The 20,823-nt window shown below is 53.1% G+C and carries 20 protein-coding genes and 2 tRNA genes; all 22 read left to right on the forward strand.

Features of this window, described 5'->3' with window-relative positions:
- Positions 1-97 precede the first annotated feature (97 nt).
- The 22 genes from WC515_04965 to WC515_05070 all read left to right on the forward strand — a co-directional run bounded on the left by WC515_04965 (position 98) and on the right by WC515_05070 (position 20,813).
- Positions 98-1,525: a saccharopine dehydrogenase C-terminal domain-containing protein gene (locus WC515_04965; GenBank protein ID MFA5146704.1), complete on the forward strand. Its 1,428-nt coding sequence runs from the start codon at positions 98-100 to the stop codon at positions 1,523-1,525.
- 112 nt (positions 1,526-1,637) lie between these two features.
- Positions 1,638-2,033 (forward strand): response regulator, encoded by a 396-nt coding sequence (locus WC515_04970; GenBank protein MFA5146705.1) that lies wholly within the window; start codon positions 1,638-1,640, stop codon positions 2,031-2,033.
- A gap of 46 nt (positions 2,034-2,079) precedes the next feature.
- Entirely contained in the window at positions 2,080-2,874 is a 795-nt protein-coding gene (locus WC515_04975) for a YaiO family outer membrane beta-barrel protein (protein ID MFA5146706.1), read from the forward strand.
- Positions 2,875-4,158, forward strand: coding sequence for a HEAT repeat domain-containing protein (locus tag WC515_04980; GenBank protein ID MFA5146707.1), 1,284 nt, complete (start codon positions 2,875-2,877; stop codon positions 4,156-4,158).
- Between the two features lie 3 nt (positions 4,159-4,161).
- Entirely contained in the window at positions 4,162-5,586 is a 1,425-nt protein-coding gene (locus tag WC515_04985; protein MFA5146708.1) for a glycosyltransferase, read from the forward strand.
- A 28-nt stretch (positions 5,587-5,614) separates the two neighbouring features.
- Positions 5,615-6,385 carry an undecaprenyl-diphosphate phosphatase gene (locus tag WC515_04990; GenBank protein ID MFA5146709.1) on the forward strand — a complete coding sequence of 257 codons (771 nt, stop codon included), beginning with the start codon at positions 5,615-5,617 and terminating at the stop codon, positions 6,383-6,385.
- Positions 6,386-6,446: 61 nt separating this feature from the next.
- A complete protein-coding gene (locus WC515_04995; GenBank protein ID MFA5146710.1) occupies positions 6,447-6,881 on the forward strand; it encodes an archease in 435 nt (144 codons plus the stop codon).
- 10 nt (positions 6,882-6,891) lie between these two features.
- On the forward strand, positions 6,892-8,346 hold the full coding sequence (locus tag WC515_05000; protein MFA5146711.1) for an RtcB family protein: 1,455 nt from the start codon (positions 6,892-6,894) through the stop codon (positions 8,344-8,346).
- 10 nt (positions 8,347-8,356) lie between these two features.
- Complete coding sequence (serS, locus tag WC515_05005) at positions 8,357-9,637, forward strand: serine--tRNA ligase (protein ID MFA5146712.1); 1,281 nt, start codon at positions 8,357-8,359, stop codon at positions 9,635-9,637.
- A gap of 3 nt (positions 9,638-9,640) precedes the next feature.
- Positions 9,641-10,297, forward strand: coding sequence for a hypothetical protein (locus WC515_05010; GenBank protein MFA5146713.1), 657 nt, complete (start codon positions 9,641-9,643; stop codon positions 10,295-10,297).
- A gap of 8 nt (positions 10,298-10,305) precedes the next feature.
- Positions 10,306-10,395 (forward strand) — tRNA-Ser (locus WC515_05015).
- A 167-nt stretch (positions 10,396-10,562) separates the two neighbouring features.
- Complete coding sequence (locus tag WC515_05020) at positions 10,563-10,766, forward strand: hypothetical protein (protein MFA5146714.1); 204 nt, start codon at positions 10,563-10,565, stop codon at positions 10,764-10,766.
- A gap of 42 nt (positions 10,767-10,808) precedes the next feature.
- The gene (locus tag WC515_05025) at positions 10,809-11,477 is read left to right on the forward strand and encodes a hypothetical protein (protein MFA5146715.1); all 669 of its coding nucleotides are present in this window, start codon (positions 10,809-10,811) and stop codon (positions 11,475-11,477) included.
- Positions 11,478-11,495: 18 nt separating this feature from the next.
- Positions 11,496-11,915 (forward strand): hypothetical protein, encoded by a 420-nt coding sequence (locus WC515_05030; GenBank protein ID MFA5146716.1) that lies wholly within the window; start codon positions 11,496-11,498, stop codon positions 11,913-11,915.
- A 22-nt stretch (positions 11,916-11,937) separates the two neighbouring features.
- Positions 11,938-13,158, forward strand: a complete 1,221-nt coding sequence (locus WC515_05035; protein ID MFA5146717.1) for a DegT/DnrJ/EryC1/StrS aminotransferase family protein — start codon at positions 11,938-11,940, stop codon at positions 13,156-13,158.
- Entirely contained in the window at positions 13,139-14,119 is a 981-nt protein-coding gene (locus WC515_05040) for a hypothetical protein (protein ID MFA5146718.1), read from the forward strand. The genes WC515_05035 and WC515_05040 overlap by 20 nt, the downstream gene beginning before the upstream one ends.
- Complete coding sequence (locus WC515_05045; protein ID MFA5146719.1) at positions 14,116-17,148, forward strand: glycosyltransferase family 39 protein; 3,033 nt, start codon at positions 14,116-14,118, stop codon at positions 17,146-17,148. The genes WC515_05040 and WC515_05045 overlap by 4 nt, the downstream gene beginning before the upstream one ends.
- A 74-nt stretch (positions 17,149-17,222) precedes the next feature.
- Positions 17,223-17,312 (forward strand) — tRNA-Ser (locus tag WC515_05050).
- 127 nt (positions 17,313-17,439) lie between these two features.
- Positions 17,440-17,937, forward strand: coding sequence for a CxxC-x17-CxxC domain-containing protein (locus WC515_05055; GenBank protein ID MFA5146720.1), 498 nt, complete (start codon positions 17,440-17,442; stop codon positions 17,935-17,937).
- Between the two features lie 39 nt (positions 17,938-17,976).
- On the forward strand, positions 17,977-18,531 hold the full coding sequence (locus WC515_05060; GenBank protein ID MFA5146721.1) for a hypothetical protein: 555 nt from the start codon (positions 17,977-17,979) through the stop codon (positions 18,529-18,531).
- 5 nt (positions 18,532-18,536) lie between these two features.
- Entirely contained in the window at positions 18,537-19,571 is a 1,035-nt protein-coding gene (locus WC515_05065) for a PHB depolymerase family esterase (GenBank protein ID MFA5146722.1), read from the forward strand.
- 21 nt (positions 19,572-19,592) lie between these two features.
- Positions 19,593-20,813, forward strand: coding sequence for a glycoside hydrolase family 5 protein (locus WC515_05070; protein MFA5146723.1), 1,221 nt, complete (start codon positions 19,593-19,595; stop codon positions 20,811-20,813).
- The last annotated feature ends 10 nt before the right edge of the window (positions 20,814-20,823 follow it).

Here is a 20,823-nt window from a genome sequence, read left to right on the forward strand (position 1 = left end):
GACTTGTCGAAAGGAAGATTTGACGCCCGGAAGAATATATGCTAAATTTATAGTATAATGAGAAATAAAAGGAGCCATCATATTTAAAAATAGAGTATTGATAATAGGGTACGGATCAGTCGCAAGGTGTGTTTTCCCCATCCTCCTCAAGCATATCTCCATCCCGTATAAGAATATCACGATAATAGATTTTGTCGACAAGAGAAGAGAGCTTTTACCCTGGATAAGGCGCGGCGTAAAGTATTTCCAGGAGAAGGTCACCCCGTTCAGTATAACCCGGATACTTTCAAAACATGTCTCTCCCGGCGGCATGATAATAGACCTGTCGTGGAATATCGACTGCGTCGAGATGCTCAACTGGTGCCAGGAGAACAAGGTCCTTTATATAAATACCTCGGTAGAGGAGTGGGACCCGTATGCCAATATCCACCAGAAGACGCCCTTTCAGAAGTCGCTCTATTACCGCCAGAAGGAGATACGTAAGATAGCGTCCCGATGGAAGAGGCCGGTGACTACGGCCGTGCTGGACCACGGCGCCAATCCGGGTCTCATATCCCATTTCACAAAGAAAGGTATAGCAGATATAGCGCAGCGGTCATTGCGCAATAATCATCTCCACAAGAGGATCAGGAGAAAGATAGCGCAGTGCCTTAAGGCAAAGATGTTCGGTTGCCTGGCGAGGGAGCTGAACATCAAGACCATACATATAAGCGAGCACGATACTCAGACCACTAACGTGCCGAAAAGGAATAATGAATTCGTAGGGACATGGAGCATCGAAGGCCTGAGGGAAGAGGGTGTATCGCCGGCGGAGATGGGATGGGGGAGCCACGAAAAAGATATCCCGTTATTTTCGACCTTCCCCCCCGAGCGGAGCAAAAACAAGATCTTCCTGTCCCAGATGGGGATGAATACATGGGTCCGTTCGTGGGTCCCCTCCGAAGAGATAGTGGGCATGGTGATACGGCACGCCGAAGCGATAAGCATATCAGACCAGCTCACCGTGAAGGAGAAGGGCAAGGTCGTCTATTGTCCCACGGTCCATTATGCTTACCTGCCGTGCAATGAGACGATAGTCTCCCTCCATGAGCTGAGATGCAGGAATTACGATATCCAGAAGGGCCTGAGGATCATGAACGACGAGATCGTCGACGGAAGCGACATACTCGGCGCCCTGATCATGGGCCACAGGTATAATTCATGGTGGACCGGGAGCGTGCTCAGCATCGAGGAGTCCCGGCGGCTTGTGCCTCATCAGAATGCGACTACGGTCCAGGTCGCTATCGGGGTGGTGTCGGCGGTCATGTGGATGCTGGAGAACCCTCAAAAAGGGCTCTGTATGCCGGATGACCTCCCGTACGAGCACATCCTCAATATAGCGCGCCCGTACCTCGGGCAATTCGTGTCGATGCCGTCCGACTGGACCCCGCTTAAAAATTACCAGGTATTCTTTAAAGAAAACCCCAAGATGTATCTGGACAGGAAGAATGTCTGGGCCTTTAAGAATTTCTTATTCCGCGATTAGGGCCGGAGATCGTGTATCGGCCCTGCCCGTCAGGGCAAAGAGAGACCCCAGGTCTTTTCACTTGGGGTTTGTCATTTTTGGCGGTATAATCTGAAGCTGGGGGGTAATTATCATGACTAAAAAGAAGAAGATACTGGTAGTGGATGACGAGGTCGATTTCGTCGACATGATAAAGATGCGGCTCGAGGCCAACGGATACGAGGTCGCTACAGCCAATAACGGTAAGGATGCCATAAGCATGGTTAAGAAGGACAGGCCCGACGCGGTACTCCTGGACATCATGATGCCGGAGATGGACGGCCTGAGCGTTCTAAAAGAGATACGGTCGGAAGACACGGGCCTGCCGGTCTTTATCATAACCGCGTTCTCAAACGAGACGCGTTTCAAGGCGGCCGGTAAATTGAACGCCTCCGGCTTCATAGTCAAGACGCGGGACCTGGCCGAAGAGATCAGGAACATGACCAGTGTCATAGAGATAGCCGATAAGGTCAAAGGTAAAAGTGGCTAGATCTTTTTTTGCGGCTGGATTTATATTATTAACGGTCTCTTTGATAATGCTTCCGATATGCGCCTACCCGGCCGAGCGGGCGGAAACGGAACGGCTTATAAGAGAGATCACCCCGCCCCTTCAACTCGTGGAAGACCGCGCAGAGAAGAAGGACGAATGGTATGTCGACTCTTTCTATGAGCCGAGCGATATAATCCAGGGGAATAGGACCGGCCACTGGAATGAGCTCGATACCACGTTCGGATATGTGCACGGGAACGTCCACGGCTACATGTCGGTATCTCAGCTGGAGCGGTTCGACTCAAAAGATTATACCGCGAACTTCGGTTCATATTTCAGCCTCAGGGACTCATATGTTCACATCGAGGCGGGTTTCGGATGGGATGTAGATTACATATATAAATTCCAGTCGATCGCGGAATACGGCCACAAGCTTTACAGCTCTCTCTTCTGGCAGATAGGATATAACTATCGCGCCTACGGGACAGACGATACCCACATGATCTATCCCGGGCTCATATATTATTTCGGCGACAGTTATATAAGCGCGGACTACGGCGCATCCTGCATGGAAGGCCACGATACGGCGAACTTTGGGACCGTAAAGGGCGACTTTGCCTTAACTGATTTCTTGCACTGGTACTGCGGGATCGCGTTTGGTGAAAGGCTATATGATATATACGGCCTCGAGGCGCACGATGAGTACGGGTATATCATGTTCACCGGGTTGAAGTTCACGGTCTACAAGGGGATACAGATAAAGGCCGGTTATTCCTACGGCACCGAGAAACCCAAATTCATAAAGCGGGCCATTAACTTCGCCGCATCGGTAAAATTTTAAATGTACGATTACCACGCGGATATCGTCTGGACCGTCAACGGCGCGCTGTTCGCGGCGCTGATATTGACAGGCGCAGCCATATTCCTCTCCGCGCTCATCAAAGACCGCCTCTGGGCCGCGCGCCGGAAGCGGCTCCTGGATATAAAGCATGATATCTATGAGATGGTGCTTTCCGGAAGGTCCGCTTCGCCCGTCTCGCCCCCGCCGTTCATATCGAAGGTCACGCCGCAGGAATTCATAGATGTGGAGACGAACAGGGCCAGGGACGCCGTTTTTTTCAACGATGCCGAGAAACAATTTTTAAAAAGCTGTTTCATGGCCCCGGAAGTCATCGCCAAGTTCGAGAGGATCGCCATGCGGCGCGGTAACCTCTGGCGCAGGATCGAAGCCATAATCTCTCTCGGCTATACCCGGACGCGACCGGCCGAGGATACCCTGGGCGGACTGCTGTACAGTAAAGACGCGTATGTGGCCTACTTTGCGATGATATCTCTCGGCCAGATAAAGACGGTCCGATCCGGGCGGATGCTCCTTGAGTTTTTGCGAAAAGGGACATCGAACGATAAGAAGATATTTTCCATCCTCGACGGTTTTCCCCCGCAGATAGCGGATGATATCGTCAGGCTGACCTATGACGGCGATCCGCGCGTCCGTTTCTGGGCCGCCAAATTATTATCCCGGTTTGACGCAAAAAAATATGCCGATACACTGGAAAGGCTTTCTCGTGACGGCACGGACGAGGTCCGGGCGGCTGCCTGTGAATCGCTTGGCAATGCCGGCCTGAGGGAGAGTGCCCGCGCGCTCATCGAGTCCCTTAAGGACCCCAGCTGGCTCGTTAAGAGGAATGCGGTAATGGCCCTGGAAAAGGTCATGGGCGGCGAAGCCGTACCCGAGGTCATAGGGCTTATCGACGACGCCTCGTGGTCTGTGAGCGGCGCTGTTAAGGATATAATGACAACCCATGTAGAGAGCGCCCTACCTTATATAGAAAAATTTCTCGCCGGAAAAGATGAGATAGCCATGAGATATTCCGTCCTTGCGCTCGAGGACTCCGGCTACCTGGCAAGATTATTACGCGATGCCGCCTCAGGCAAGGCCGGGCCCCGGGTTATGCATCTATTGGAAGGCATAATGAAGTCGGGGATGCATTCAGGCCTTGAGGCAGTCCTCGGCACTTTTGATATGGATACGCGCTCCGGGGCTATCAAGGTACTGTCCGGGATAGACGCCGGGCTTGCCGATCACATTGATAAGAAGATAAAAGGTCTTATCGGAGAGCCGTAATATATGTTCATGGCCGGGTTCATCTACGCCGTATTTCTTATATCGCTGGGGTATTTTCTCATCCTCACCGTCTATTACGCATTTCTGGTGCTGGTCGGTTCTCTTGAAGGGAAGAAGCGGGCATTCGAAAGCGAGGAGGAGGATTATTCGCTCCTCTATTTTTCCGCCGTCAGGGCACCGGTCACTTTTATCCTGCCGGCCCGCAACGAAGAGGAATGGATAGCCGACTCGGTGAAGTCGCTCCTCGGCCAGAACTATCCGGAATTCGAGATCATAATAGTGAACGACGGTTCCACCGACAGGACGCTCGAGATACTGAACGGCCTGCTTAAACTCAAGCCGTCAGATGCCATATATATAAAGCATTACCGCGACGGCCATGTCCGGGAGATATTGAAGAGCGAATCATATCCGAACGTTACCGTTATAGACAAGCATGCCGGTTTGAAGAAAGCGGGCGCCGCCAACGCCGGGCTCAACATGGCAAAATACAATTATGTATGTGTTATGGATTCCGACACCATACTCGAGCCGGATACCTTACTCAAGGTCATGGCGCATGTCGACAAGGACCCTGACAGGATAATAGGCATCGGCAGTTACTTCGGGCTCGTCAACGGTTTCAAGATAAAAGACGGCAGGATCGACGAACGCAGCTTTTCTTACAACCCGATAGTCGCCTGTCAGAATATTGAATATATCCGTTCATTCATCGGTAACCGGCTTGCCTGGAGCAGGTATAATTCCACACCGAACATCGCAGGCGGCTTTGGCATATGGCGGAAGGACATATTGTACGAGATAGGGGGATATTCCGCCGAATTCACCTGCGAGGACATAGAGCTGACTTTCCGGGCCCACGACTATGCGGCGAAGAACAGGGAAAAAGGTTATAAGATAGTGATGCTGCCGTATTACGTGGGGTGGACAGAAGGGCCGGCCAATATCGCCTCTCTCATCCTCCAGCGCAGCCGGTGGCAGAGGGTGACCAACGAGACGGTATGGAGATACAAATATATGCTCTTCAACCCGCGATACGGCGGTTTTGCTTTTATGGTAATGCCGTATTTTGTCTTTTATGAGGTGCTGGGCGTCTTTGCCGAAATATTCGGCACAGTGATGGTGGCCGCCGGGTGGGCGGCCGGCGTCCTGGATCTGAACGTCTTCCTGGCCTTCTTCTTCTTTATGCTCTTATCGCAGGCCTTTACCTCTCTCCTTTCCATACTGGCTTTTGTGGACGCCCAGCGCCTTTTTAGGATAAAATATATCGTCTATATGGTCGGGTTGACCTTTGTGGAGTTTTTCTGGTACAGGTGGATAATCTCGGCAGCCAAGCTGGTGGGGACATACGGGTTCTTCAGAAGAGTAAGATCATTTGACCAGTATGCGCGGTCGAAACAGCTGAAAGCCCCGGCAAATGTGCGGTGAAATGGACGCCATACAATAAGGAGCGCAGATGGATATATTACAGGCGATAATAATGGGGATAGCGGAAGGGATCACGGAGTTCCTTCCCATATCTTCGACCGGGCATCTCATACTGGCCTCGCGTCTTATGGAGATTCCCCAGACGGAATTCCTGAAGAGCTTTGAGATCGCCATCCAGCTCGGTGCGATACTGGCGGTCGTCTGCCTCTACTGGAGGCGCCTCCTGGCAGATATCGAAGTGATGAAGAGGGTCGTGGTGGCGTTCGTACCGACCGCGGTCATAGGATTGGCGCTTTATAAACTTATAAAGAGGTTCTTATTGGGTAATAGCGGCGTGGTCCTATGGGCTCTCTTCCTGGGCGGCATCTTCCTGATCATATTTGAATTGGTCCACAGGGAGAAGGAAGGGGATAAGGATGATATATCCTCGATATCATACGGGCAATCGTTCATTATCGGCATATTCCAGTCGATGGCTATGATACCGGGTGTCTCCCGTGCGGCGGCGACAATAATCGGCGGGCTTATGCTGGGTGTCAGGAGGAGGGCTATAGTCGAATTTTCGTTCCTACTGGCCGTTCCGACGATGCTTGCGGCAACGGCGCTGGACCTTTTAAAGAGCGCACCGTCATTTTCGGGCATGGAATTCGTCCTGCTGGGGACAGGGTTCGCGGTATCCTTTGCGGTGGCCCTTATGAGCATCAAGTTCCTCTTATTTTTCATAAAACGCCACAGCTTCATCTCTTTCGGCGTCTACAGGATCGTCCTGGCCCTCCTCTTCTGGTTCGTCATACCATAATGGGCCCCTCACGGGCGCGCTTCCTGTGCCGTAACCTGCGCATTGCTTAAGGACATCTTTTGTGGTAAAATCCAATCATATGGAGCGTTACGAACAATTCCCGCATACGGCGGACATCGGAGTGCGCGTCTACGGTAAAGACATGAAAGAGCTCTTCGAGAACGCCGCCTTCGCGATGTTCGATATAATAGCGGACCTTCAGGGCATCGATGCGCCCATCACCAAGAATTTCACTTTGGACGCCCCGGACCATGAACAGCTTCTGGTCGTCTGGCTCGACGAGCTTCTCTACAATTTTTATACGAAGTCGATCATATTTTCGCGATTTGAGGTCAAAGAACTGACAGACGGCTGCATAAAGGCCACGGCATCCGGACGGCCGGTCGGCGAGAACAGGAACCGCCTCAAGACAGAGATAAAGGCCGCGACATATCACGGCCTTAAGATAGAGAAGACGGACTCGGGGTATAAGGTCGAGATCGTATTTGACATATAAGGGCATCGGGATGAGCATGTGGCAGGGCGAACTGGAGAGGATCGACGCCTTCAGGTGGCGCATTCCCAAAGGCTACAAGGCCGGCATGCGCGTTGACGGCGTCATCTACGCCGACGAAGAGATGGTGAAGGATATACGCTCGGACCGTGCCCCGGAGCAGGTGGCTAACGTGGCCTTCCTCCCCGGTATCGTCAAACATTCGCTGGCGATGCCGGATATACACTGGGGCTACGGCTTTCCTATAGGCGGCGTCGCGGCTACGGATATCGACTCCGGCGGTGTGGTCTCGCCCGGGGGTGTCGGCTTCGACATCAACTGCGGCGTACGGCTTATAAAGACGAACTTAAAAGAGGGCGATGTCAGACCGAAGCTTAAGGACCTCGTCTATGCCCTGTACAACGATATCCCCGCGGGCGTAGGATCGAAGGGTGATATCAGGATAAGCGGCGCCGAAGAGCGGAAGCTTCTCGTCGACGGGGCAAGGTGGGTGGTCGATCACGGGTACGGGCGCCAGGAGGACCTGGAGTATACCGAGGACCACGGGGCGATAAAGGGCGCCGACCCCGACGCGGTATCCGCCCGCGCGTATGAACGCGGCAAGAACCAGTCCGGCACACTCGGCTCCGGCAACCACTTTATCGAAGTCCAGGCCATAGATGAGATATATGAAAAAGAGACCGCGGATATCTTCGGCCTTGAGGCAGGGCAGGTCACGATAATGATACACTCCGGATCCCGCGGCCTCGGATACCAGATATGCGACGAGTATTCGAAAGATATGATACAGTGCCTTTCTAAATACGGTATCAACGTCCCCGACAGGCAGCTGGCCTCGGCCCCTGTAAATTCCCCGGAGGGAAAGGCATACCTCGGCGCGATGAAGTGCGCCGCGAATTACGCGTGGGCCAACAGGCAATGCCTGATGCACCTTACAAGGTCGGCATTCGAGAAGGTATTCAACATGGGGCCGAAAGACCTGGGTATGGACCTCGTCTATGACGTCGCACACAATATAGCGAAGGTCGAAAGGCACACCGTAGACGGTAAGGAAAAGACGCTCTGTGTCCACAGGAAAGGGGCTACTAGGGCATTCCCGCCGGGACACCCGGAGCTCCCCGCAAGATACAGGAAGACGGGGCAGCCGGTGATAATCCCGGGGGACATGGGCAGGAATTCGTATCTCCTGACCGGGACCGAAGGGGCGAAAGAGACCTTCTACTCTACGTGCCACGGAGCGGGCCGGCTTATGTCGCGCTCGGCTGCGATCAGCGCATGCCGCGGCAGATCTATATCGCGCGAACTCGAAACAAAGGGTATAATGGTCATGTCGAGCTCCAGGGATACGCTTGCCGAAGAGGCGCCGGAGGCGTATAAGGATGTCAATGAAGTCGTAGGCGTGGTGGATGGCGCGGGAATATCTAAACGGGTATGCCGCATGCGTCCGCTCGGGGTCATAAAAGGATAGGGGTCTATATATGCTGGATATAAAATTCATAAGAGAGAATAGGGACGCGGTCAAGGAGGCCCTGAAGAACAGGAACCTCAGGATCGACGTGGATGAATTGCTGAGATCGGACGAAGAACGCAGGAAGGTCCTGGTAGAGGCCGAAGGGCTCAAGGCGGAGAGGAATAAGGCAAATGATGAAATAACGGCCCTAATGAAGGCAAAAAAGAACCCTAAAGAGATAATAGCTAAAATGAAGGGTGTTTCCCAAAAAATAGCAGAATTTGATAAAAAAGTGGAGGAAATAGACCAAAAAATAGCCAATTTTATATATACAATCCCAAATATACCCGATAAATCGGTGCCAATAGGTGGACCTGAAGCCAATAAGATAGTCCGTTCTTGGGGTAAAAACCCCGTTTTTGACTTCAATCCGCGAAATCACGTTGAGATCGCGGAGCTATTGGGTATAATAAGCTTCGGGACCGCCTCAAAGATCACCGCTTCGAATTTTGTCCTATTTATGGGTTTGGGCGCCCGGCTTGAGAGGGCCCTGATAAATTTCATGCTCGACCTCCATACAAAGAAACACGGATATAAGGAGGTCTTTCCTCCGTTCCTTGTCAACCGCAGGAGCATGACCGGCACCGGCCAGCTCCCGAAACTCGAAGAAGATATGTACCGCCTCAAGGATGACGACCTCTTCCTCATACCGACAGCGGAGGTGCCCGTTACCAATATCCACTCAAGCGAGGTACTTGACGAGGGCCGCCTTCCGATATGTTATACGGCATACACCGCCTGTTTCAGGCGCGAGGCCGGTTCCTACGGCAAGGAGACGAAAGGGCTCATAAGGGTCCACCAGTTCGATAAGGTCGAGCTTGTGAAGTTCGTAAAACCGGAGACCTCATTCGACGAACTGGAGAAGCTCTTAAAGGACGCCGAGGATGTCCTGCAGCTGCTGGAACTCCCCTACAGGGTTGTCCTGCTGGCCACCGGCGATATATCGTTCGCCGCCGCCAAGTGTTACGATATCGAGCTGTATGCCCCGGGGACCGATGCGTATCTGGAGGTATCGAGCTGTTCCTGCTTCACCGATTTCCAGGCGCGCCGCGCGAATATAAGGTTCAGCCCAAAGCTCAAGGCCCAAAGCTCAAAGCCCGTATACGTCCACACGCTGAACGGTTCCGGCGTTGCGCTTGCGCGGCTCGTGGTCGCGATACTGGAGAATTACCAGAATAAGGACGGGAGCGTAAGGATACCTAAGGCGCTCATCCCGTACATGGACGGACTCGAAGAGATAAGACCGTAAGATATGGTAAAGATCCTTATAAAATTCGTCATCGGGGTGCTTATAGTGCCGGCCGCCGTCGGTGTCACTATGGCGTTCTATAATAATATCCTGCTCATAAAAGAGCTTGCAAGGTCCCTGAACTATTTTTTATACGGGATATCGGCATACGTCGTACTCCACATATTGTTCTATAAGCCCACCTATCTCTATGTGCTGGGCCACGAGGCCGTTCATGCCGGAGTGGCGTGGCTTTTCGGGGGGAAGATAAAGTCGTTCAAGGTATCCGATGAAGGGGGAAGCGTAACTACGGATAAATCGAATATCATAATAGAGCTCAGCCCCTACTTCGTCCCCGTATACGCCATCCTCTTCACGGTGGTATATTTCCTGATAGTTTCATCGTATAATATCAACGGCTCGACGTTCGTCTTCCTGATAGGGTTTGCGCTGGCTTTCCATATAGTGCTGACGATAGAGGTCATGAAGATACGCCAGCCCGATATAATAAAATCCGGATATTTCTTCTCCATAGTGCTCGTTTATATACTGAATGTAATAGTGATATCGGTCATATTCAGTATGGTATTTCCGTCATTCGGCATAAAGAAATTTTTTCTGGACACCTGGGTCGTTTCGAAGTATATATATGCTGCGGTCGTGAAACAGCTGTTCTTTTAGGGTTTTACGGAGGAGTGGCAGAGCGGTTGAATGCGGCGGTCTTGAAAACCGTTGTCCACGTAAGTGGACCGTGGGTTCGAATCCTACCTCCTCCGCCATTCTTCTTCGCTCGAGAATTTTCATTCTCGAGCTTCGAAGGAATTGGCGAAGAAGAATGGTTTCGTGGTAGGTCCTACGAAGCACTGGGTAGTGATCAAGTTGATTGCGAAGTAGACCTACCTCCTCCGCCAGTGTTGCGAAGTAAACTACAGAGAGGAGTGTTGTGATGGGAATTTACAAGGATTGGTGCGGATTCAGCAAGAGGAAGACCAGCGTAACGGAACAGAAGAAGATCAAGCGGAAGATGGTACAGGTTATGGTCAGAAATCTTAAGGCCGCAGGTAAGCCGGTCGACCGGGAGGCGATCAATAAAGAAGTCTTCGATAAGGTCCGGAGGAAACATCAATCCCAGCGGAAGAGGCATAAATAAGATCGGCAGAAGCGGTTGATCACAACGGAAAAGGAGGGGGTTATGGTAAAAAAGTTACTGTTCCTGGTCCTGTTAGGTTCGATAATGATGGGGCAGTCCGCCGGAGCTGAGGAGACGAAGCCCGTTCAGCTGGCGGTGTTCGCTCCTGTCCAGCTCGTCCCGGAGGAAGATTCCGTCGGAGGTCTCCGCCTCAGCCTGTTTTACACCGTCAATAAAGACGTCACCGGTCTGAGTATCGTTTGGCTCGGTCTCAACAGGGCTACCGGGGATGTCCGGGGCGTAGAGCTGGGCCTAGGGAACTGGGCCGAGGGTTCTGCCTACGGCGGACAGTTCGGTATCGTCAACCATGCGGGCCCGCGCTTTGTCGGCCTGCAATACGGCATGGCGAATATCACCGAAGGAGACCTTACCGGTCTGCAGTGGGGCCTTGTTAACTGGACGGAGGGTTTTATGCACGGTGTACAGGCCGGCCTTCTGAACGTCTCCAAGGGCGGGTCCGCCGGGATAGACCTGGGCATAGTGAATTACAACGCGGGGTCGTTCCGCGGTTTCCAGGGAGGGTTCGTCAATTACGCCGAAGAGATGCACGGGTTCCAGCTCGGGCTCGTTAACTACACGAGATCACTGGACGGTCTTCAGATAGGTCTCGGTAACTACAACGGCAATAAAGAGCCGATGGAGTTCATGGTCCTTGTAAATTGGGCTTTTTGAGCCAACGCGGAGGATGGTATGAATAAAATATATATCCCGTTGATCGCCGCTGCATTGATCTTCATCGCCTCTTATGCCTACTGCGAGGAGAGCGGCCCGCCCGACAGCGACTACGGCAGATACCGGCTCCAGGAGATCAAGGTCGGCAACGAGATGGTGCCGTTCCTTATCGATACCGCTACCGGTAAGATATGGATGTACCAGTCCGATATCAGCACGAAGAAGAGGTTTGTGGGGATGAGCGTCGAAGGGATAGCGTACAGCGGTGACGAGAAGGACCAGGAACGCCTCAATAAACAGATAGAGCAATGGCATTTCAATAACTTCATAGATAAGGCCACCAAGGGAGTGAGAGAGAAGATATTCAGCGACTTCAGTTACGACCCCGACGTCGAGAAGGCCGAGAGGATATATTATAAACTGAAGAACAAAAAATGATCTTCTCTCCCGGCGGATAAGAATGGCATTCCATAAAGCCCCTAGGAGGAAGAGATTTCTCCCTTTCTATAAACCCGCCCTGGGTAAAGACGAAGAAAAAGAGATCATCGCGGTGCTGCGCTCGGGATGGCTCGGGAGAGGCCCGCGCACCGAAGAGTTCGAGGACGCCTTCAGGCGGTACGTCAGGAGCCGCCATGCGGTGGGTGTCAACTCCTGTACGGCAGGACTCCACCTTTCACTCGCCGCCCTCGGGATCGGAGAAGGTGATGAGGTCATCACGACACCGATGACCTTCCCGGCGACCGCGAACGCGATAATACACCAGGGCGCTACGCCCGTATTCGCAGATGTGGAAAAGGACACTTTTAATATCGACCCGGAGCGCATAGAGCCGACGATAACCAAAAGGACGAAGGCGGTGATAGTGGTCCATTTTGCCGGCCATCCGTGTGAAATGGATAAGATAACGGCCATAGCTAGGAGGCGCGGCCTATTTGTGATAGAAGACGCGTCACATGCGCTCGGTTCCAGCTATCGCGGCAAAAAGATCGGCAGCATGGGCGACCTCGCGTGTTTCAGTTTTTATGCGACAAAGAATATAACCACCGGCGAAGGCGGGATGGTTACTACAGATGACGGGCAGCTGGCCGCGAAGATAAGGTTATTGAGCAGGCACGGTATAAGTATGGACGCGGGGGAAAGGAAGACGAAGAGGGGATATGAGCACTGGGAGGCCATTCTACCCGGCTATAAATATAATATGTGCGACCTTCAGGCGGCCTTAGGTCTGGCCCAGCTCCGGAAGATAAAAAAGTTGCTCGCCCTCCGGAAAAAGTATTTCCGGATTTACAATGAAATGTTAAGCACGGTCCCGGAGATCATTACGCCTGTCACGAGAGAAGGGGTGGAGCATTCTCACCACCTTTATGCGGTAATAACGAGATCCGAAGACCTCTCGATAGGCCGCGACGGCATATTGAATATCCTCTTCAGGAGAAAGATAGGCGCAGGGGTCCATTACCGCGCTTTGCACCTGCAGCGTCTTTACAGAGACCGGTATAAATTCAGCCGGAACGCCTTTCCGGTAGCCGAATATATCTCAGATAGGACGCTGTCGCTTCCCCTTTATCCGGCAATGACGGAAGATGACGTCTCCTGCGTAGCCGAAAATATAAAAGAGATCATCGGTATCCACCGGAAAAGGGGTTCCCGCCCGGGGACACATGAAAATAGAGCATCTTGACAAAAAAGACATATCCGTTATAGAGCCGCTTCTGCTCAACTATCCTTTTAACGACTACCGGCGCTACCGGTCATTCAAAAAGGAATGGAGGGACAGGTGCTTTGCGGACCGGATTCGGCGCATGGCGGCGGAAGACGCGGTCCGCACGCTGGTCGCCTTTGACAGAGGAAAGGCGGTGGGCATCGTCTCTCTGGCAGGACTGCCGCTTGATTCGGAATGTTTCGGCTTCAAGATGGCGAAGATAGGATGCCTGATCGCCATCGGTGACCGCGACTCCGAGTTCAGGATCAAAGACGGTCTCATATCCGGCCTCAGCGGTGTATGCGAAGACGAAGGCATATGCCACATCTCCTGCAGGGTCGATACGTCGGATTTTTCGACTATACATGTGCTGGAAAAGAACAAATTTTACATAACGGACACTCTCGTTACATATATCTTTGACAAAAAGAGGGACCGTTTTCCGGCCCTGAAAACACTTTACAGCATAAGGCCCTGCGAAGAGAAGGATATTGAAACCCTGGAAAGATTGATCGAGAATAGTTTTCTGGATACCAGATATTATCAGGATAAGCATCTGTCCGAAGAAGGTGCCCATAAACTGTACAAAAAATGGGTCAGAAATAATTATGCCGACAAGGAACGGTGCGGTACCCTTGTGGCGGAATCGGGCAAAAGAATAGTGGGTTTCGGGACGGGGAGAAAGAATGAAGAACTGGAGAAACTCTGCGGGATAAAGATATTCGGGAGCGCGCTTTCCGCGGTCGTCCCTTCGGCGAAAGGGGCGTATCTCGCCCTGATCCAGAGATCGATCGAAAACAGCGTCATATCCCAATGGTATGACATATTTGAGTTCGATACCCAGATAAATAATTATGAGCCGGTAAGAATATGGCAAAAACTCGGTCTCTCTCCCGTCAGGTCAAGACATACGTTCCACAAATGGCGCAAAGAGGCATGAAGCACAGGTATATCATTATACTTGTTTTGCTGGGGGTCTCCTTCAGCATATATGCTTATTATCCGCAGCCCGCTTCGTCCCGTCTTCCGGTGAGCCCGGACGAGGCCCGTCATCTCATAAGCGCTTTAAAGTGTTGCTCCATCCTGAGGACCCCTTCCGCGGACATCCTGGAACGGATCGTGGATTCGAGTGACAATTATCCGCCGCTCTTCCCGCTCACCGGGGCCGTATTGCATGCATTCCTGGGCCTGTCGAAACGCGTAGCCGTATCCGCGAATATCCCGTATATCTTCATAATGCTATTTTCCGTCTATTTTACAGGCAAAAAGATGCGGGACGCGAAGACGGGACTCCTGGCCGCTTTTATCATGACGGCCTTTCCCATGACCCTTGCCATGTCGAGATATTTTATGCTGGAATTTTCTCTTACTGCCATGGTCTCTATGAGCGTCTGTTTACTTGTCTATTCCGATCTTTTTGACCGGAGGGCGTTCTCGCTTTTATTAGGGGTATCACTCGGCCTCGGGATGCTCACCAAACAGACGTTCGCGATCTTTGCCGCAGGGCCGGCCCTTGCAGTATTGTTATCAAAAAAAAAGAAGAACGTCCGGAACGTGATCCATACGCTGGTGATCTCAGCGGTCGTATCCTCACCGGTTTACATTCCCCACATCCATAGGGCCATGAGCCGGTTTTGGGAGGCGGGCCTGAGCATGAATACGATAGCATTCCCATGGAACTCGGCGGAGGGCCTGTTTTTTTATTTAAGAAGCATAATTTACCAGGTCTCCCCATTTTTATTTTTTGTATTTTTAGCGGCCCTGCCGTTTTTTGCAGTTAAAGGGAGGTACCGAGGCGTAATGGCGGCATGGATCCTGTTCCCGTATGTCATCCTCACCCTGATAGAGACCAAGTGGACCCATTACATGATGCCGGCCTTGCCGGCACTGGCGCTCGTAACGGCATCCGGCATAGCGGCCATACCCTCAAAAGCGTTCCGGTACTTTCTGGTCTGCGCGGTGTGCGCGGGGGGTATATTCCAGTTTTTCTATATCGACAGGGTAGGATACGGAAGCACAGAAAAGATATTAGACCGCATACCGGTTAGCCATCCCATCATGGCCCAGAATATGTGGAAATACATAGGGGATGATCCGGATAATGTTTATGTGAGGATGGGGGAGGCGATAGAAAAGGATTTTGTGCCTTACCTGGAGAAGATGTTTCTTGAAAAGAAGGAGTTATCTCTCGGGGTGATAGACCCTCAACCCCCTATCTATAACCTTGTGTGTTATCTTTTATTAAAGGGCGGCATGGTCCCGGAGGCCGGGATAACCGCATTGTCTGCGGACCCGGAGGACTTCTTCTGGGCCGCCCCGGGATTCGACGCCCTTGTGATAAATTACAGCGGTAAGGTGTGGCCGGGTAAAGAAGGCCTGGATGAGATATTCAGGAGACAGAGACTCGACCGGACAAAAGGGATAGGCGCCAACGACTCAAAGGTATATATGCACGTCCTGCGGTCTCTCAGGGCGTCATTCGAAACGAAGAAGACGGTGCGTATAGAGAACCCGGACTCGCCTTTCTCTTATATATACTTATTGACCAGGCGCGAGAGCCCGGAAGGGGCTCCGCGGGACGGTACGTACGACGGGGCCATGACCCTGCTTGCGGAAAGGTGGGGTCCCGACAACGGATCTCTGAGTGTGTTTCTCTTTAACGGGAGAATGAAGGTCTATTATAATAATATTGAGCTGACCTCTTCCGGCGGCGCATACAGCATGCTGGAAGCGGCCGGACGGTATTATGTGTCGACGCAGGCGGCCTGGCAGGCGCCGATCATAAGTGATAAAAAGATATCGGCAAGGTGCGCGTGGCCGGGTATTGATTTTATCGAAACCTGGGAGATCGAACTTTTGCCGGATGAGGGCGAGGTGCTATGGACGGTGCGCGTAGAAGGGGCTGATGATCCGCCGGTCAAAAGGTGGCACGTAGTCATCCCTTTATCGATAAGATACGACAGATGGTTCAGCGCAGATGAAGAGGGAGGATTTGAATATAAAGGAGGGCAGGAGGATGCCCTGCTGCGGGTCTCTGCCAGCGGCTGTATCGGCGCAAAGATGTCGGCCGGCAAAGACCTGCCGGCCATCCTGGCATATGGGAAAAAAGGCGATACCAACAGCGTTTCGGCGATAAATTACAGCAATTGGGTCAAGAATATCTGTTTTTACGGCACCCCTGCCGCCGGAGATACGCAGGCCCCGCGCGGATCCTTCAATATATTTACCGGGGAGATAATGATCGCCGATGAAGAGAGCATAGAAGGCCGCCTGATCGAGGCTAAGGCCGTTATGGAAGAGAGGAGAAGAGGCCTTACGATACGCAGGGATGGCATTGAGCTCTCCTTCGACCAGGGCCAGGGGAGGATATTTTACAGCGGTAAAGAGGTGACGAGCGGGTTCGGGTTATATACTTCTATCTTCCTGAACGGCGCCTGGCAGGATTCCCAAAAGGCCGTGTGGGATATCAGGAGGACCGGCGAGTATAAGCTGGCAGGCCGCGGCGAATGGATTGACGCTCCCATTTCGCAGGATTGGGAGATAGAGTTGTTGCCGGGCCGCGCCATCGGCTGGAAGGTCGGTATGGAGTTGAGCGAAGAGGCGGATATAGAGCGTGAAGAGGCAAATATCATGTTATCGCCGGGGTATAAGGAATGGAGAGCCGGGGATAAGAGGCGCGGGAGATTTTCCGATCTCTTCAGGAGAAGAGGGGAGGAGTGGGAGTCCTTTTATAAAGGTGATCCGCCGGGGCATAAGATAACTGCCGTAAGGCCCGGCAGCGCCGGCCATCCTCTTCCTGCTGTCACTTTAGATTATTCTTCCGGGCAGGGCGGCAGTTTCGGCGCCATCCATAATACGGACGAGGTGTTCGGGGCCAGGACATTGGGGTGCCACAGGGACGTGAAGGGAAAGACGCCGCCCGGGAGATATGAATATTTCAGCGGCAGGATAGAGCTTGGCGCCGATTGAACCGTCCCGGGTATATATAACAATTCTTGAGATAAATATAGGGAAATTTGGTATAATACGTTAGCTGCTTTGCCGGAGAGATGGCTGAGTGGTTGAAAGCGCACGCCTCGAAAGCGTGTTACCCCTTGCGGGGTACCTGGGTTCGAATCCCAGTCTCTCCGCCAGTTTTGAAAACCTTTGGTTCCGACGCCGCCACAGATTTTCAAGCGTTTAGGCGAGGGACATAAAACGGAGGATGCGGGAGTGATTTTGCCTGCCGTATACTATTGCAAAATCAAAAAAAGGAGAAGTATGAAAAAGCGTTCTAAAGATAAGGGCCTTTCGGAGCCGCCGCGCATCGATCCCGACATGGCAGGTTTGATCAACAGGGTATTACAGCAACTGGTCGTCCTCGACAGGAAGATAGATACCCTGATCAGCAGGTCTTCACAGGGCCAGGGCGAGACGAAGCCTTTCCCGAAACCTTTCCAGCAACCCGGCCAGACGTACGGCCACGGCGAAAGAAGGCAGGATAATAATTACAGGGAAAGGGTGATGCATAAGGCGATCTGCGCCGACTGTAAAAAAGAATGTGAAGTCCCTTTCAGGCCCAGCGGCGAACGCCCGGTATATTGCAAGGAATGTTTTTCGAAGCGTAAGGCCGGCGGCCCGTTCAAAGGGAGGCCCGACGTCAGGCCCTCGGGGCCGGCCGTTCCGCAAGCGGCACATTTCGATAAACCGCATGGTGCTGCAAAGAGGAGGCCCGCCGAGAAGAAGAGGCCGGCCGCCAGGCGGCGGAAGGCGCGGTAGGATATTCCGGAGAAGAGGTCAGCATAAAAAGGAGGATATATGGTCAGGACTTTTGTAGCCGCAGCAGTCGTATCAGCAGCGCTCTTTTGTACCGCCTTGCCGGCGTCCGCCGCCACGGCGGAGTTCCAGGATTTTCTTAAGGAGAACCCGACAGTTAAGATATGTGTCGAGATAAAGAACTCCTCGGGTGACGAGAAGGTCGACGCGAATATGCTGAAGAAACTGATCGAAGAAGCGTTCGCATCGCGAAAATCTCATAATTTCATAGTGGTCCCTGCGGCCTCCGAGGCCGACCTTATCCTGAGAGGCGACGTGACGGAATACGTGTGGACGGAAAACGACCCCATAGACCAGGTATGGGGGGCAGGGGCCGCGGCGATGGATGCGGCGATGGTCGAGGACTATGCCCGTATACACGTACAGTCGGAGCTCATCTCGACGAAACACAACAGGGTCCTGTGGAGTGACAGGGTAAAGGCGACCCAGACGCAGAAGTCGATGCCCAAAGAGGCCAGCTACGAGATCGTATATCAACGGTTCGTAAAGGCGATAATGATCGAGATATTCAGGAAACGCACTACGGACAGGATATAAAACGCGTGAAGAAAAAATATCTGGTCTTGATGGCAGCCCTCTTGTCGGTCACCCTGACGTCCTCCGGGTTTGCCTTCCGTATGAGGCGTCCGGAATACCGCCTGAAGACCGGCATCCCGCTCGTACCCATCAAGGAGCTTAAAGGCGCATCCGCCCAGGGCTCGATATCGCCGTACGGCGCCGGGAATTATGTCAGGCGCCTAAAGGCCGGAGGCCTTGACCGTTTTTACGAGGTCCATGTGCCGCGCAGTTATTCCAGGGACCGCGCCACGCCGGTCGTCCTCGTCTTCCACGGCGGCGGGGGGAACCCCACCGCGATCAGGTGGCAGACGGATATGGACCGGGTCGCCGACAGGAATGACTTCATAGTCGTATATCCGGCGGGCACGGGCCTTCTCAAGAAGTTCGCCCTGACCTTCAACGCTTCGGGGTGCTGCGGTTGGGCCTGGCAGAACAATGTGGATGATGTTGCGTTCGTTCGGGCCCTGCTCGATGACGTCTCGACCTTTTTCAATGTCGACCCTAAGCGCGTCTTCGCGACCGGCTATTCTAACGGCTCGCAGCTCACATATCTCATCGCCTGTAAGCTCTCGGACCGCATCGCCGCCATAGCGCCCAACGCCGCGCCGATGACGCTGCGGAACGACCGCACGCCCGGCAGGCCGGTCTCTGTCATGCATTTCCACGGCCTGAAGGACCGCAATGTGCCTTTCGGGGGAGGGAAGGGCGCCCAGGACGTTGCAACGACCCAGTATGACCACATGCCGGTGCAGGAGTGCATAGATTTCTGGGTCTCCAATAACGGGTGCCCGGCCGCGCCGGCCAAAGAATGGCGTAAAGGGCGGGCCACCTTCACGGAATACGGCCCGGGCAGGGAGGGGACAGAGGTGGTGTTGGTCAAGATTGAAGACGGGGGGCACAGCTGGCCGGGCGGGGATTATTCCAGCGAAAAGGAAGAGACGACGCTCGGGCCCATAAACAGGGATATAAACGCGTCGGAACTGATGTGGCAATTTTTCGAGAAGCACCCGATGCGATGAGCGGAGGGAGGGAAGGAGATCATGCCGCGTAAGATGCCGTTCTTGAAAGTGGACGGGCGCTGTATAGTCGATGAGTCGGGGAAGCCGGTCATCCTGAAGGGCGTAGCCCTCGGCGGGTGGCTCATGATGGAAGGGTATATGTTATGCGGCAGGGGTATACCCGAAAGGGCATTCAAGAGGGAACTGGCCAGGGCGCTTGGCAAAGAGGCGATGGAGGATTTCACCCGCTCATTCAGGGATATCTTCGTCCGCGAAGATGATATAAGCGCCATAAAGAGCTGGGGCGCGAACTGCATCAGGGTCCCGTTCAATTACAGGGTCGTTGAGTTCGAGGACAGGGCATACAGCCTGGACGAAGAAGGGCTCCGTTACCTCGACAGGGTGGTGGAGTGGTGCGGGGAGAATTCCATATACTGCATACTTGATATGCACGCCGCCCCCGGCGCCCAGAACCCCGATTGGCACGCCGACCCGGGTGATAAGCCGGAGTTCTTCACCAGCGATATCAATAAGGACCGCTACTACCGGCTCTGGCACTTCCTGGCAGACCGCTATAAGGACGAGAGCGCCGTGGCCGGATACGACGTATTGAACGAGCCGGTCGTCGGCTTTCACGAAGAGCACCTCGTAAAGGACGTCTACGAGAAGGTGACGAAGGAGATAAGGGACGCGGACAGGAGGCATATCATATTCCTCGAGGGGAATTTCTGGGGGCAGCGGATCGGTTTTTTAGGAAGGCCGAAAGACGCGAATACCGCGTACAGCATCCATGCCTACCCGCCTCCCGAATATACATTCAACTGGGAGACGGACCTGCAATATCCGGGGCGCGTCCATAAGCTCATGTGGAATAAGGGTAAGTTCGAATTCCTGGCCAAACAGTACGCGGACTTCATCGAAGACGCCTGTGTCCCGCTGTATGTGGGAGAGTTCGGCATCAACTGGCGCGGCGGATCTTTCGGCGAACTGGACTGGTTGAAAGATATCCTCGATGTCTTCAGGAAATACAAGCTGCACTGGACGTACTGGACATATAAGACGGTCGCGAATCCCGTATTCCCGGACGGTATCTACCGGTATACGCAGAACCCTGACTGGGTCAATCGCAAGGGGCCGGTGACCGGCTGGGAGAACTTCTATTCTCTCTGGTGCAGGGAGAAGGGCAGGATAATGTCATCCTGGCATACGGAGAACTTCGCGCTTAACAATAAGTTACTGTCGGTCTTAAAAGATTATTTTTAAAGTTTTCAGC

This window comes from Candidatus Omnitrophota bacterium, from assembly GCA_041650805.1.
Taxonomy (GTDB): Bacteria; Omnitrophota; Gorgyraeia; order 2-01-FULL-45-10; family 2-01-FULL-45-10; genus JBAZKM01.